We start from the raw sequence: 13,132 nt of genomic DNA, 5'->3' as shown, positions 1-13,132 counted from the left end.
CCCTCAAGCGACGACGCAGATTTTCAGCATGTTGGTCCCGCCGGGGGCGCCCATCGGCTCGCCGCAGGTGATGGCGTAGACATCGCCTTGCTGCACGATGCCGCGGCTTTTCAGATGCTGCTCGGCCTGGGCCAGCGCGGTGTCGCGGTCGGCGCTGGTGTCCATCAGCAGCGGCAGCACGTTGCGGTACATGGCCATCTTGCGCTGCGTGGCCACCTTGGGGGTGAGCGCGTAGATCGGGACATGGATGCCATGCCGGCTCATCCACAGCGCGGTGGCACCGCTGTCGGTCATGGCCACGATGGCTTTGGCGCCCAGGTGGTGGGCCGTGAACAGCGCGCCCATGGCGATCGACTGGTCGATGCGGTCAAAGGTCTGGCCGGTGAAGTCGGCGTCGAGCCGGTGCTCCTCGGCGGCTTCGGCGGCGGCGCAGATGGTGGCCATTTCGGTCACGGTTTCGAGCGGGTAGCGGCCGGCAGCGGTTTCGGCGCTGAGCATCACGGCGTCGGTTCCGTCGAGCACGGCATTGGCCACGTCACTGACCTCGGCCCGCGTGGGCACCGGGTTGGTGATCATGCTTTCCATCATCTGCGTGGCGGTGATCACCAGTTTGTCCATATCCCGCGCCATGCGGATCATCTTCTTTTGCAGCGCCGGCACGGCGGCGTTGCCCACTTCCACCGCCAGGTCGCCGCGCGCGACCATGATGCCGTCGCTCACGCGCAGTATGGCTTGCAGGTGCGGAATCGCCTCGGCGCGCTCGATCTTGGCGATCAGGCCCGGCTTGTGGCGCTGCTCCGAGGCGGCGACGGTGCACAGTTGGCGCGCCATTTCCATGTCGGTCGCATTTTTCGGAAAGCTCACGGCCACATAGTCGGCCTGAAAGCCCATCGCGGTGCGGATGTCCTCCATGTCCTTGGCCGTCAGGGCCGACGCCGTCAGGCCGCCGCCCTTTTTGTTGATGCCTTTGTTGTTCGACAGCTCGCCGCCGATCTTGACGGTGGTGTGCACCTGCTCGCCGCGCACTGCGTCCACGCTGAGCACGATCAGGCCATCGTTGAGCAGCAGCAGGTCGCCGCCCTTCACATCGTGCGGCAGTTCCTTGTAATCGAGGCCCACGCCATCGATGTCGCCCGGTTCGGTGCGCGATGCGTCGAGCACGAAGGGAGCGCCCGGCGCCAGCAGCACCCGGCCTTCGGCGAATTTGCCGACGCGGATCTTGGGCCCTTGCAGGTCGGCCATGATGGCCACCTCGTGCCCGGCGCGCTGCGCCGCAGCACGCACGCAGGCGGCGCGGTCGATATGGTCTTGCGCCTTGCCGTGGCTGAAGTTCAGCCGAACCACATTCACCCCTGCGCGGATCATGGCCTCCAGCAGCGCCGGCTCGCTCGATGCAGGGCCCAGGGTGGCAACGATCTTGGTGGCGCGGCGCGTAGGCATGGGGCGGGTCTTTCGGGGGATGGATGGGTGGTGATCGGGTGCCGATTCTTGCATGGGGCTGCGTTGCTCAGTCGCGCATCAGCGCTTCGATGGCGCCGGCCTGCACCGGCACGTCGCGCGTGATCAGTTCGCAGCCCGAGGCGGTGACGATGGCATCGTCTTCGATGCGGATGCCGAGATGGTGGAACTGCTCGGGCACGCCGGCAGCGGGCCGCACGTAGATGCCGGGCTCGACGGTCAGCACCATGCCGGGGCGCAGCACGCGGCTGGGCCGGTGGCTGATGGTCTGGCCCGTGAGCGGGTCGCGGCGCTGGCTGACCTGGCCGATCTCGCCGGGCTCCAGATAGCTGCCGCAGTCGTGCACGTCCATGCCCAGCCAATGGCTGGTGCGGTGCATGTAGAACTGGAAATAGGCGCGGCTGGCGATCACATCGTCGCGCCGGCCCACCCGGTTGCCGTCGAGCAGGCCCAGGTCGAGCAGGCCCTGCGCCAGCACGGCCACGCTGGCGTCATGCGGGTCGTCGAAACGTGCGCCGGCCCGGATGGCGGCCACGGCGGCCTCCTGGCTGGCCAGCACCAAGTCATACAGTGCGCGCTGCGGGCCGGTGAAGCGGCCATTGGCCGGGAAGGTGCGCGTGATGTCGCTGGCGTAGCCATCGAGCTCGCCGCCGGCGTCGATCAGCACCAGATCGCCATTGCGCACCGGGGCCGCATCGGCCCGGTAATGCAGCACGCAGGCATTGGCGCCTGCGGCGACGATACAGGTGTAGGCCGTGGACTGCACGCCGGCGTCGCGCAGCGCATGCAGTAGTTCGGCCTCCAGATGGTATTCGCGCAGCGCCTGGCCCGAGCGCAACATGCGCGCCGAGCGCTGCATGGCGCGGATATGGGCCTGCGCGCTGATCCGGCTGGCACGGCGCATCAGGTCTTGCTCGTGCCCGTCCTTGAACAGGCGCATCTCGTCGAGCAGCGTGCACAGGTCGCCCTGCATCGTTGGGCACAGCGCGCCGTAGCGCAGCCGCGCGCGCACGGCGGCGAGCCAGCCTTCCAGCCGCGCGGCCAGACCGCTGTGCGTGCCAAACGGATACCAGACGCAGCGGCTGTTTTCCAGCAGGCGGGGCAGCCTGGCATCGAACTCGGTGATCGGGTGCGCCGCATCGACGCCGAGCGCCGCAGGGGCCGCCGCAGGCCCCAGGCGGTAGCCGTCCCAGATCTCGCGCTCCGGGTCCTTGGGCTGGCAAAACAGCGTGCTCTGGCCATCGTGGGCCAGCACCAAGGCGGCGCCCGGCTCGGTGAAACCGGTCAGATAGTAAAAGTAGCTGTCGTGGCGAAACGCAAAGTCATTGTCCCGGTTGCGCGGGCGCTCGGGCGCCGTGGGAATGATGGCGATGCCCCCCTGGCCCAACTGGGCAGCAAGGCGCGCGCGGCGCTGGGCGTAGATGGATGATGGGGCGGGCGGTGAGCTCATGCGCCATTTTCCTCGCGAATCGGCTCTGCGGCGCAGCGGCTGGCCAGGCCATTTGCAAACAATTGCTCTGGTGCTGCAGATGCTCCGGCACCAAGCCGACCGGCCGGGCCGGCCGAAAACCCCGGCTCGGCCCGCGCCGTTCAGCGGCGCCCATTCAGCGGCGCTCATTCAATAGCGCTCATTCAATAGCGCCAAGCGCTCGGGCGTGCCGACATCGGTCCAGCGGCCGGTGTAGAGCGAGGCCCCCACCCGGTGCTGGTCCATGGCCCGGCGCAGCAGCGGTGCCAGCGCGGCGTTCACGCCGCCGGGGTTGCCGGCCGCAATAGCGCACCAGGGCGGCGCGAACAGCGCTGCGCGCAGCAAGGCGATGCTGCTGTAGGTGTAGCGTGGCGCCGGATCCTGCGCGGGCAGGTTCAGGGCCAGCCCCTGCGCCGACAGGCCAAAGTCACCGCGCGGGTGGTGGGCCGGGTTGGGCACCAGCCACAGATGGGCCAACTGGCCGCTGGTCGCAAAGGACTGCACGGCAGCCGGGTCGAAAACGAAGTCGGGGGTAAACACATCGCCCGCCGCCAGCCAGAACACCGGGCCCAGTTGCGGCAGCGCGCGCGCAATGCCGCCGGCAGTCCCCAGCGCAGCGCCAAAATCCACAGCCTCGTGCGAGTATGAAATCAATAGCGGCCGGTGCGGATGGGTCAAGCCCCGGTGGGTAAAGACATTCGAGAAATGGGCGCTGATCTGCGCGCCCAGCCAAGCGGTGTTGATCACCACCTGCCCGACCCCCGCCGCTTGCAATGCCTGTAGCTGCCAATGCAGCAAGGGCTGGCCCTGCACCGTCAGCAGCGGCTTGGGAGTGGTGTCGGTCAGCGGGCGCATGCGCTCGCCCCGGCCTGCGGCCAGCAGCATCGCAGGCACTTGCAGCGCCGGCGCGCCCGGGTTCACTGGAGGGCCTTCGCCTGCGGTACGAGCGCCTTCGGGCGGCCGGGCGACGATAGATGAAGTACCTTCGCCTTCGGCTGCGGTATGAGCGTCTTCGGGCGGCCGGGCGACGCTCATGGCAGGGCGCCCCGCTGCAGCGCATGGCGCAACACCGTGCTCGGCCCGAACAGGGCCGGCAAAGCCTCCCGCAGCGGCTGCGCCTTGCCCGAATGATCGGCGCCGAAGTTGCACACATGCACGTCGAGCGTGACGGCGCGCTGCTCGGGCCAGGTGTGCGCGCACAGGTGCGACTGTGCTAGTGTCGCGTCACCGATCAGATGTCGTAGGCTGCGCGCAGCCATCGGAGCGCAGCGCAAGGCGCATCGCGCGGCCAATACCGAGCGTATTGGCAAGCGATGCAACGCCGCGATGCGCTTCGATGGCCAGCGCAGACCGACAGATGATCGGTGACGCGACACTAGCAGCACCGTCGCGGTCACCCCCCCAGGCCCTGCGCCGTGGCCGCAAACCCATGGAACGACTGGCCCACCGGCTGCAATCCGGCGGCGCGCGCGGCATCCATGCAGGCCCCGCCGGGCAGGGGGGCGTCGGGCAGCCACGCCTGCGCGCAGCGGCAGCCATGGAGATCGGCAGTAAGATGCAGCCCTTGCATGGCCTGCAATACTAGGGCATCGCCAGCGCATCGCCGCAGCGCCAGTGCCGGGGCCGCAGGGCGCCGGCTTTGCAACCCGCCCTAAAATGCCGCGTTTTCCCCGCACACCAAAGCCCCATGGCCAATATCCAGCCCCACCCACAGATGGCCAATGCGATCCGCGCCTTGGCCATGGACGCAGTTCAACAAGCCAACTCCGGCCATCCCGGCGCGCCGATGGGCATGGCCGACATGGCCGTGGCACTCTGGGGCCAGCACCTCAAGCACAACCCGGCCGACCCGCGCTGGTTCGATCGCGACCGCTTCGTGCTGAGCAATGGCCACGGCTCGATGCTGCTGTACGCGCTGCTGCACCTGACGGGCTACGATCTGTCGATCGACGAGTTGAAGAACTTTCGCCAACTGCACAGCAAGACAGCGGGCCACCCCGAGGTCGGCCTGACCCCTGGCGTGGAGACCACCACCGGCCCGCTCGGGCAGGGCATCGCCAATGCCGTGGGGTTTGCGCTGGCGGAAAAACTGCTGGCCGCCGAATTCAACCGCGCAGGCCATGTCGTGGTCGACCACCACAGCTACGTCTTCCTCGGCGATGGTTGCCTGATGGAAGGCGTCAGCCACGAAGCCGTGGCCCTGGCCGGCGTCTGGAAACTGCACAAACTGATCGCGCTGTACGACGACAACGGCATCTCGATCGACGGCCAGGTCACGCCCTGGTTTGCCGACAACACGCCACTGCGCTTCGTGGCCTGCGGCTGGAACGTGATCGGCCCGATCGACGGCCATGACGCCGACAAGGTGGCCAGCGCCATCGCCGAGGCCAAAAAGCAGACCGAACGCCCCACCCTCATCGTCTGCAAGACCCGTATCGGCCAGGGCAGCCCGAACCGCGCCAACAGCGCCAAAGCCCATGGCGAGCCGCTGGGGGCCGAAGAAGTCGCGCTGGCCCGCGCAGAACTGGGCTGGACCAGCGCGCCGTTCGTGGTCGAGCCGGACATCTACGCCGCCTGGGACGGCCGGGCCAAGGGCCAGAGCGCACAAGCCCAATGGAATGAGCGCTTTGCCGCCTACGGCCAGGCCTTCCCCGCGCTGGCCGCCGAATTCAGGCGCCGCATGCAGGGCCAACTGCCGGCCCATTTCGAGCCATTGGCCGCAGGCATCGAACGGGCCGCCGATGGCAAACGCGAAACCGTGGCCAGCCGCAGGGCCAGCCAACTGGCGCTGCAAGCCTTCACCGCCGAATTGCCGGAACTGCTCGGCGGCAGCGCCGACCTGACCAGTTCCAACCTCACCCACACCACGAGCACGCCCGCGCTGCGCTTTGACGCGCAAGGCAATGTCAAGACCGATGCCGCCGCAGGCGCAGAGGCTGCGGCGGGCGGCAAGATCGGCCGCCACATCAACTACGGCGTGCGCGAATTCGGCATGGCCGCGATCATGAACGGCCTGGCGCTGCACGGCGGCTACATCCCCTACGGCGGCACCTTCCTGACCTTCAGCGACTACAGCCGCAACGCCATCCGCATGGCCGCGCTGATGCGCCAGCGCGTGATCCATGTGTTCACGCACGACTCCATCGGTCTGGGCGAAGACGGCCCCACGCACCAGGCGATCGAACATGCGGCCAGCCTGCGCCTGATCCCCCACCTCGATGTCTGGCGCCCCGCCGACACCGTCGAGACCGCCGTGGCCTGGCGCGTGGCCCTGTCCAACCAGGACCGGCCCACGGCCCTGCTGCTGAGCCGCCAGAACCTGCCCTATCCCCACGACGCGCCCAAGCGCGACCTGGCCGGCATCGGCCACGGCGCCTATGTGCTGAGCGAGCCGGCGGACCGGGGCCTGAAAAAGAAACCCGTGGTCGTGATCATCGCCACCGGCTCCGAGGTGCAACTGGCGCTGCAGGCCCAGCGCCTGCTGGCCGACAGGAAAATCCCCGTGCGCGTGGTCTCCATGCCCAGCACGACCCGGTTCGACCGCCAAGACCGCAAGTACAAAAAATCCGTTCTGCCGGCCCGCCTGCCCCGCGTGGCCGTTGAGATGGGGGTCACCGACGGCTGGTGGAAATACGGTTGCGCGGCGGTGGTGGGCATCGACCGCTTTGGCGAATCGGCCCCCGCGCCCGTGCTGCTCGGGCATTTCGGCTTTACCGCAGACAACGTAGCCGCCACCGTGCAGGCCGTGCTCAAGCGCAAGCGCAAGTGACGGGCAGGCAGAGGATGATTGACCAACAACCGTGGAGAAACTGTCAGCCATGACGATCAAGATCGGTATCAACGGCTTTGGCCGCATCGGCCGCAACGTGCTGCGCAGCGCCATCGAGAACTTCAGCGACCTGACCGTCGTCGCCGTCAATGACCTGCTCGAACCCGACTACCTGGCCTACATGCTGCAATACGACTCGGTGCACGGCCGCTTTCGCGGGACGGTCTCGGTCGAGGGCAGCCACTTGATCGTCAACGGCAACAAAATTCGCCTGACGCAAGAGCGCGACCCGGCCCAACTGCGCTGGAGCGAAGTCGGCGCCGAGGTGGTGATCGAATCCACGGGCCTGTTCCTGGACCAGGCCTCGGCGCGCAAGCACCTCGATGCGGGCGCAAAGAAGGTGGTGCTGTCCGCGCCCTCCAAGGACGACACCCCGATGTTCGTGTTCGGCGTGAACCACGACAGCTACGCCGGACAGGCCATCATCTCCAACGCCTCGTGCACCACCAACTGCCTGGCCCCGGTGGCCAAGGTGCTCAACGACAAATGGGGCATCAGGCGCGGCCTGATGACCACGGTGCACGCAACCACCGCCACGCAGAAAACGGTGGACAGCCCATCGAACAAAGACTGGCGCGGGGGCCGCGGCATATTGGAAAACATCATCCCGTCGAGCACCGGCGCAGCCAAGGCCGTCGGCGTGGTGATTCCGGCGCTGAACAAGAAACTGACCGGCATGTCCTTTCGGGTGCCGACCAGCGACGTGTCGGTGGTCGACCTGACGGTGGAACTGAGCCGGCCCGCCAGCTACGACGACATCAAGGCCGAGATGAAGGCCCAGTCCGAAGGCGCGCTCAAAGGCGTGCTCGGCTACACCGAGGACAAGGTGGTCGCCACCGACTTGCGCGGCGACGCCCGCACCTCGATCTTCGACGCCGATGCCGGCATCGCGCTGGACGACACCTTCGTGAAAGTCGTGAGCTGGTACGACAACGAATGGGGCTACTCGAACAAATGCCTGGAGATGGTGCGCGTGGTCTGCAGGGGATGAAAATGGCCATCGCGACGCAGTGGGAGCAGCGCCAGCAGCAGGCGCATGTCCACGCATCAGCCCGGGGGGCCAACCGGCGTTGACCGCTCGGCCGGCCATGGCGCACGCTGCATGGCCCCCAAGCACACCGTGGCTGCCGGCATTGCGCACGGGCAGCGACGACGCAAGCCGGTTGCGTTGCGCGCCGCAGCCGGCTTGTCATCCTTTGATTCCGGCCCTGATTTCGCGCCCGACCTGGCCACGAAGCCCGGGGCACTGTCATACACTTTGCATTTCCTGAATGCGGGGGAGCGTGTCCATTCCGGCAACACTCCGGTAACACAGTTCCCGCCCCATTGGGTCCCGGCCACAGCGTAGGGGAGGAACATGATTTCGGCATCTTTCATCTTCAACCAACGCGAGTACGACGACGAATACTTCGCACTCGACGGCCGGATCGCGGAGATCGCGAAGGCAACACAAGGCTACATCGGGGAAGAAGCCTGGCAGAACTTGGAAAACGGCAAGGTCTGCACCGTGTATTACTGGGAAGGCCGCGAGGGCCTGCGCGAGCTGATGGCATCGGCCGAACACTTGCGTGCCAAGTCGCAGAGCGCGCAGTGGCTTGCTGGCTACCAAGTGGTGGTGTCCGAAGTCATCGCGACCTATGGCACCAAGGACTACGACCACCTGCTGAACAAGCGGCCTTTCGACCTCGGCGGGTGGAAGGGTCCACCCGCTTCACCCTAGTGTCGCGTCACCGATCATCTGTCGGTCTGCGCTGGCCATCGAAGCGCATCGCGGCGTTGCATCGCTTGCCAATACGCTCGGTATGGGCTGCGCGATGCGCCTTGCGCTGCGCTCCGATGGCTGCGCGCAGCCTACGACATCTGATCCGTGACGCGACACTAGCGCCAGCGAGCTGATCGGCGCGCGACCGCATTCCCTCTCGCCAAAAAAAGCGGCCCGACGGGGTCGTGGGGACGATTTTTGACTGGAATTAGCCTGCTTCTCCCAAGGTTCGCCCTGCTCCGGCGCGAATGCCAGCCTGGAGCCGATATCCGCGCTCCCGGGGTATTCCCTGAGGCCAAGCTGTGGTCGCGGGCGGCATTGTGTGTGAGACTCGATCCTCTTGTGAAAGTTTTACAAAGCATTCCGTGCCGCCATTGCCGACTCGTCCGCCTCCAGCCCCCGGGGTGCGGCGCATCCATTCGATCATCGACCTCTGGCTCGGGGAGCAATTGCGCCGAAGGCGGCAGGCGCTGGGCCTGCCGTTGCAGCAAGTGGCCCGGGCTTGCGGTATTTCGGTCAGTCTGCTGAGCCAGCTCGAACGCGGGCTTCGCTCCATCTCCATGCGCACGCTCGGCGCGCTGGCGCAGGAACTGCGACTGCCCATCGAAACGCTGGTGCGCAACACCCGGTACAGCGAAGGCGAGGCCGAAGGCGCAGTGGCGCGTGCCGGCACGCACAGGCGCATCGACCTCGGCGACAAAGGCATCCACAAGGAAAATCTGACGCCGCCGGCCGCTTCGGGTGGCGTTCAGATGTACCGCGCGGTGATCGATCCGGGCGGCTCCACCGGCGACGACCTGTTTCTCACGCACAAGGGCGAACAGGTCGGCTACGTCATCGAGGGCCAGCTCGATCTGTTCGTGCAGGAACGGCTGCTCAAGCTGAAGGCCGGCGACAGTTTTTGCTACGGCGGCGACATGTCGCGCCGGTGGCGCAACCCCGGTCAGACCAGCACCACCATCTTGTGGGCGATCACATGTTCACCAGGATGACCCCCCGGACCGGCTGCGGGGCCATCCGGCTGAAAGCACCCGGGGCCGGCCCATCCACGCGCCGCATGGCATTCGATCTTTTTTCAAAGAGGAACCCACGATGAAACCCGCTTCTCGCCTCGCCGCCTTGCTGCTGGCCACGCTGACCATGGCCTGCGGTGGCCAGGCATCGGCCCAGGCCGTGCTCAAGGTCGGCTCCACGCCCACCGGCAACCCCTTCACCTTTCTCGACACCAAGACCAACACCATCGACGGCCTCATGGCGGACATCGTCAAGGCCGTCGGCAAGACCTCGGGCTTTGCGGTGCAGATCGAGCCGATGCAGTTCTCGGCGCTGATCGGCTCGCTCACCTCCGGGCGCATCGACCTGATCTCGGCCGCGATGTTCATCACGCCGGTGCGCCAGCAGGTGGTGGACTTCTCGCAGCCCATCTACAGCTACGGCGAAGGCATCGTGGTGCCGGTGAAAGACGGCACCGCCTACCGCAGTTTCTCCGAGTTCAAGGGCAAGCGCATGGGCGTGCAGGTGGGCACGGCCTTTGTCGAGCCGCTGCACAAGCTCGGCATCTTCAGCGAGGTCAAGCTCTACGACACCACGGCCGACCTGATGCGCGACGCCAATGCCGGGCGCATCGACGCGGGTGTGCTCGACTACCCGATCGCGGCCTATGCGATTTCCAGGAACCTGTTCCCGAACCTGCGCATGGCCACGACCTACCAGCCGACCATGGTCAACGACATCGGCATCGCCACGCGCAAGGGCGATACCGAAACCATGGCCAAGGTGAACGCTGCGCTGACCAAGCTCAAGGCCGACGGCAGCATCGACGCGATCCTCAAGAAGTGGGGCCTGAACCACTGATCGGCGCCTTTTCCCCGGCCCCGATCCACCAGCCCCGGCCCACCGGCCACTGACAGACCCCGCCCATGAGCGCCTTCTTGCGCAACGTCCTGGAGTTCCTGCCGATCCTGCTCCAGGGCGCCAAGCTCACGGTGCTGGTGACGCTCGGTTCGCTGCTGATCTCCACCCTGCTCGGCCTGGTCTGGGCCGCGATGCGCGTATCGGGCATCGGGCTGCTGGCCAAAGTCAGCGCGAGCGTGGTCAACCTGCTGCGCGGCATTCCGATCATCGTGCTGCTGTTTTTCATCTACTTTGTGATGCCCGACTTCGGCGTCTCGCTGACGGCGCTGCAGGCGGGCATCCTGGGTCTGGGCATTGCCTACTCGGCCTACCAGGCGGAGAACTTCCGCGCCGGCATCGAGGCCGTGGACCAGGGCCAGGTGGAAGCGGCGCAGGCCATGGGAATGAGTTGGTGGCTGACGATGCGGCGCGTGCTGCTGCCGCAGGCTTTCAGGATCACGCTGCCCTCCTACGGCAACATCATGATCATGATGCTCAAGGACTCGTCGCAGGCCTCGACCATCACCGTGACCGAACTGGCGCTGCAGGGCAAGCTGATCGCCACCTCGACCTTCCAGAACGCCACCGTGTTCTCGCTGGTGGCGCTGCTCTATCTGATCATGTGCGTGCCGCTCATCCTGCTGGTGCGCCACTTCGAAAAGCGGGGCAAGAAATGATCGAGATCCGCCGCCTGCAGAAAGCATTCGGCAAGCACCAGGTGCTCAAGGGCATCGACGCCTCGATCGCGCAGGGCGAGGTGGTCTGCATCATCGGGCCTTCGGGCTCGGGCAAGTCGACCATCCTGCGCTGCATCAACGGCCTCGAGAGCTACTCGGGCGGCAGCGTCGACATCGACGGTCGGCGCGTGGACCGGCAGCACGCGTCGATCAAGGCGATCCGCGCCGAGGTGGCGATGGTGTTCCAGCGCTTCAACCTGTTTCCGCACCGCACGGTGCTCGAGAACGTGATCGAGGGGCCGGTCTATGTGAAGGGTGAAGACCGCGCCAGCGCCAGCGCGCGCGCCAAGGAGTTGCTCGCCAGCGTCGGCCTGGCGGACAAGGCCGCAGCGCATCCGCCCGATCTGTCGGGCGGGCAGCAACAGCGCGTGGCCATTGCGCGCGCATTGGCCATGCGGCCCAAGGCCATCCTGTTCGACGAGCCGACCTCGGCGCTCGACCCCGAGCTTGTCGGCGACGTGCTGCAGGTGATGCGCAAGCTCGCCGGCACCGGCATGACGATGGTGGTGGTCACGCACGAGATGCAGTTCGCGCGCGAAGTGGCCGACCGCGTGATCTTCATCGACGGCGGCGTGATCGTCGAACAGGGCCGCGCCGCCGAGTTGCTCAACCACCCGCAAAACCCGCGCACGCAGGACTTCCTGCGCCGCGTGCTGCACCCGCTCTGAAGGATTTTTATGCCGAACCCGACGCAGGAATTCTTTCCGCTCGCCCCGTCGCTGTGGGCGGCCACCGCCGTGCCCGCGCCAGCGACCACGCCGCTGGACAGCAACGCGCAGGCCGACGTGATCGTCATCGGCGCCGGCTATTGCGGCCTCAGCACGGCGCTGCACCTGGCCGAGCGTGGCGTGCGCGTGCTGCTGCTCGAAGCCAGACAGGTCGGCTTCGGCGCTTCGGGCCGCAACGGCGGCCAGGTCATCGCGGGCCTCAAGCACGACCCTGGCGAGCTGCTGCGGATGTTCGGCGCTGAACCGGGCCAGCGCCTGATCGACTTTGCCAATGGCACGGCCGACGCGGTGTTCGGCCTGATCGACAAGCACGGCATGGACGTGCCGCGCGTGCGCCAGGGCTGGATCCAGGGCGCCCACACGCCGGCCGCCGTGCAACTGGCCGAACGCCGCGCGCGGGACTGGCAGGCGCAGGGCGTGGCAGCCCGCCCGCTCGACCGCAACGAGACAGCACGCCTGTTGGGCACCGACAAGTACTTCGGCGGCTGGCTCGATCCGCGCGGCGGCGGCGTGCAGCCGCTGAGCTATGCGCGCGAACTGGCACGCGCGGCGCAGGCCGCCGGCGCGGTCATTCACACCGACACGCCGGTGACGCAACTGGCCCGGGCCAACGGCAAGTGGCAGGCCTGGACCAGCCGCGGCCTGCGCGTGACGGCCGAGCGTGTCGTGCTGTGCACCAACGGCTACACCGGCGATCTGTGGCCAGGCCTGCGCAAGACCATCATCGACGCGAACTCGTTTCAGGTCGCCACCGAGCCGCTGCCCGATGCGGTGCGCAAGACCATCCTGCCCGAAGGCCATGTTTCCTCCGACGCGCGCAACCTGCTGCTGTACTACCGCCTGGACCACATGGGCCGCTTGCTGATGGGCGGTCGCGGCAGCTTTCGCGAACCCGATGCCGGCCAGCCCGGCGACTGGTCGCACCTCGAACACATCGTCGCCAAGCTATTCCCGCAAGCAGCCGGCGCGCCGATCGCGTACCGCTGGTGCGGCCATGTGGCGATCACGCGCGACTACCTCCCGCATCTGCACGAACCGGCTCCGGGCCTGTTGATCGACATCGGCTGCCAGGGCCGTGGCGTCGGGCTGCAAACGCGCATGGGCCAGGCGCTGGCGCAGTACCTCGGCACGGGCGACGCGAAAGCCCTGCCCGTGCCGCTGTCGGACCTGCGGCCGTTTCCGCTGCACGGCCTGCGGCGCATCTATGTCTCGGCCGTGATCGGCTGGTACCGCATGACCGACGGCGGCGTCTGAAAG

At 67.2% G+C, this 13,132-nt stretch carries 13 protein-coding genes and 1 pseudogene; 9 read left to right on the top strand and 5 right to left on the bottom strand.

The features are described 5' to 3' along the window. Positions 1 to 3 precede the first annotated feature (3 nt). The 5 genes and pseudogenes from pyk to VEIS_RS30115 all read right to left on the bottom strand — a co-directional run. Complete coding sequence (pyk, locus tag VEIS_RS00975; protein ID WP_041949705.1) at positions 4 to 1,440, bottom strand: pyruvate kinase; 1,437 nt, start codon at positions 1,438 to 1,440, stop codon at positions 4 to 6. A 67-nt stretch (positions 1,441 to 1,507) separates the two neighbouring features. Then, positions 1,508 to 2,908 carry an aminopeptidase P N-terminal domain-containing protein gene (locus tag VEIS_RS00970; RefSeq protein WP_011808006.1) on the bottom strand — a complete coding sequence of 467 codons (1,401 nt, stop codon included), beginning with the start codon at positions 2,906 to 2,908 and terminating at the stop codon, positions 1,508 to 1,510. 168 nt (positions 2,909 to 3,076) lie between these two features. Continuing rightward, positions 3,077 to 3,811 (bottom strand): nucleotidyltransferase family protein, encoded by a 735-nt coding sequence (locus VEIS_RS00965; protein ID WP_198138001.1) that lies wholly within the window; start codon positions 3,809 to 3,811, stop codon positions 3,077 to 3,079. Between the two features lie 146 nt (positions 3,812 to 3,957). Next, positions 3,958 to 4,302, bottom strand: a complete 345-nt coding sequence (locus VEIS_RS25140; protein WP_232287988.1) for an S-adenosylmethionine decarboxylase — start codon at positions 4,300 to 4,302, stop codon at positions 3,958 to 3,960. Positions 4,303 to 4,305: 3 nt separating this feature from the next. After that, positions 4,306 to 4,496 (bottom strand): annotated as a pseudogene (locus VEIS_RS30115) (S-adenosylmethionine decarboxylase proenzyme); the annotation flags it as partial. Between the two features lie 117 nt (positions 4,497 to 4,613). Between VEIS_RS30115 and tkt the strand changes: the two are divergent. From tkt to VEIS_RS00915, 9 genes are all read left to right on the top strand, one after another. Next, the gene (gene tkt / locus VEIS_RS00950; RefSeq protein WP_011808003.1) at positions 4,614 to 6,695 is read left to right on the top strand and encodes a transketolase; all 2,082 of its coding nucleotides are present in this window, start codon (positions 4,614 to 4,616) and stop codon (positions 6,693 to 6,695) included. 49 nt (positions 6,696 to 6,744) lie between these two features. Beyond that, a complete protein-coding gene (gene gap / locus VEIS_RS00945; RefSeq protein WP_011808002.1) occupies positions 6,745 to 7,746 on the top strand; it encodes a type I glyceraldehyde-3-phosphate dehydrogenase in 1,002 nt (333 codons plus the stop codon). 366 nt (positions 7,747 to 8,112) lie between these two features. After that, positions 8,113 to 8,475 (top strand): antibiotic biosynthesis monooxygenase family protein, encoded by a 363-nt coding sequence (locus VEIS_RS00940; RefSeq protein ID WP_011808000.1) that lies wholly within the window; start codon positions 8,113 to 8,115, stop codon positions 8,473 to 8,475. Then, positions 8,475 to 8,651, top strand: a complete 177-nt coding sequence (locus tag VEIS_RS27990; protein WP_232287813.1) for a hypothetical protein — start codon at positions 8,475 to 8,477, stop codon at positions 8,649 to 8,651. The genes VEIS_RS00940 and VEIS_RS27990 overlap by 1 nt, the downstream gene beginning before the upstream one ends. A 231-nt stretch (positions 8,652 to 8,882) precedes the next feature. Continuing rightward, positions 8,883 to 9,509, top strand: coding sequence for a helix-turn-helix domain-containing protein (locus VEIS_RS00935; RefSeq protein WP_049773773.1), 627 nt, complete (start codon positions 8,883 to 8,885; stop codon positions 9,507 to 9,509). Positions 9,510 to 9,609: 100 nt separating this feature from the next. Then, entirely contained in the window at positions 9,610 to 10,371 is a 762-nt protein-coding gene (locus VEIS_RS00930; protein ID WP_011807998.1) for an ABC transporter substrate-binding protein, read from the top strand. A gap of 65 nt (positions 10,372 to 10,436) precedes the next feature. After that, complete coding sequence (locus tag VEIS_RS00925) at positions 10,437 to 11,087, top strand: amino acid ABC transporter permease (RefSeq protein WP_011807997.1); 651 nt, start codon at positions 10,437 to 10,439, stop codon at positions 11,085 to 11,087. Further along, entirely contained in the window at positions 11,084 to 11,815 is a 732-nt protein-coding gene (locus tag VEIS_RS00920) for an amino acid ABC transporter ATP-binding protein (RefSeq protein ID WP_011807996.1), read from the top strand. Before VEIS_RS00925 ends, VEIS_RS00920 begins: the two co-directional genes overlap by 4 nt. 9 nt (positions 11,816 to 11,824) lie before the next feature. Then, positions 11,825 to 13,129: an NAD(P)/FAD-dependent oxidoreductase gene (locus tag VEIS_RS00915; protein ID WP_011807995.1), complete on the top strand. Its 1,305-nt coding sequence runs from the start codon at positions 11,825 to 11,827 to the stop codon at positions 13,127 to 13,129. Positions 13,130 to 13,132: the final 3 nt, after the last annotated feature.

This window comes from Verminephrobacter eiseniae EF01-2, from assembly GCF_000015565.1.
GTDB lineage: Bacteria > Pseudomonadota > Gammaproteobacteria > Burkholderiales > Burkholderiaceae_C > Acidovorax > Acidovorax eiseniae.
Note: the sequence above shows the minus strand (reverse complement) of the source record. Positions and strands in the feature narration are given on the sequence as shown.

What these genes read in the sequence shown, in the direction of transcription:
- pyk (WP_041949705.1), bottom strand. Translation starts at nt 1,440, where the DNA reads ATGCCTACGCGCCGCGCCACCAAGATCGTTGCCACCCTGGGCCCTGCA.
- VEIS_RS00970 (WP_011808006.1), bottom strand. Translation starts at nt 2,908, where the DNA reads ATGAGCTCACCGCCCGCCCCATCATCCATCTACGCCCAGCGCCGCGCG.
- VEIS_RS00965 (WP_198138001.1), bottom strand. Translation starts at nt 3,811, where the DNA reads ATGCTGCTGGCCGCAGGCCGGGGCGAGCGCATGCGCCCGCTGACCGAC.
- tkt (WP_011808003.1), top strand. Translation starts at nt 4,614, where the DNA reads ATGGCCAATATCCAGCCCCACCCACAGATGGCCAATGCGATCCGCGCC.
- gap (WP_011808002.1), top strand. Translation starts at nt 6,745, where the DNA reads ATGACGATCAAGATCGGTATCAACGGCTTTGGCCGCATCGGCCGCAAC.
- VEIS_RS00940 (WP_011808000.1), top strand. Translation starts at nt 8,113, where the DNA reads ATGATTTCGGCATCTTTCATCTTCAACCAACGCGAGTACGACGACGAA.
- VEIS_RS00930 (WP_011807998.1), top strand. Translation starts at nt 9,610, where the DNA reads ATGAAACCCGCTTCTCGCCTCGCCGCCTTGCTGCTGGCCACGCTGACC.
- VEIS_RS00925 (WP_011807997.1), top strand. Translation starts at nt 10,437, where the DNA reads ATGAGCGCCTTCTTGCGCAACGTCCTGGAGTTCCTGCCGATCCTGCTC.
- VEIS_RS00920 (WP_011807996.1), top strand. Translation starts at nt 11,084, where the DNA reads ATGATCGAGATCCGCCGCCTGCAGAAAGCATTCGGCAAGCACCAGGTG.
- VEIS_RS00915 (WP_011807995.1), top strand. Translation starts at nt 11,825, where the DNA reads ATGCCGAACCCGACGCAGGAATTCTTTCCGCTCGCCCCGTCGCTGTGG.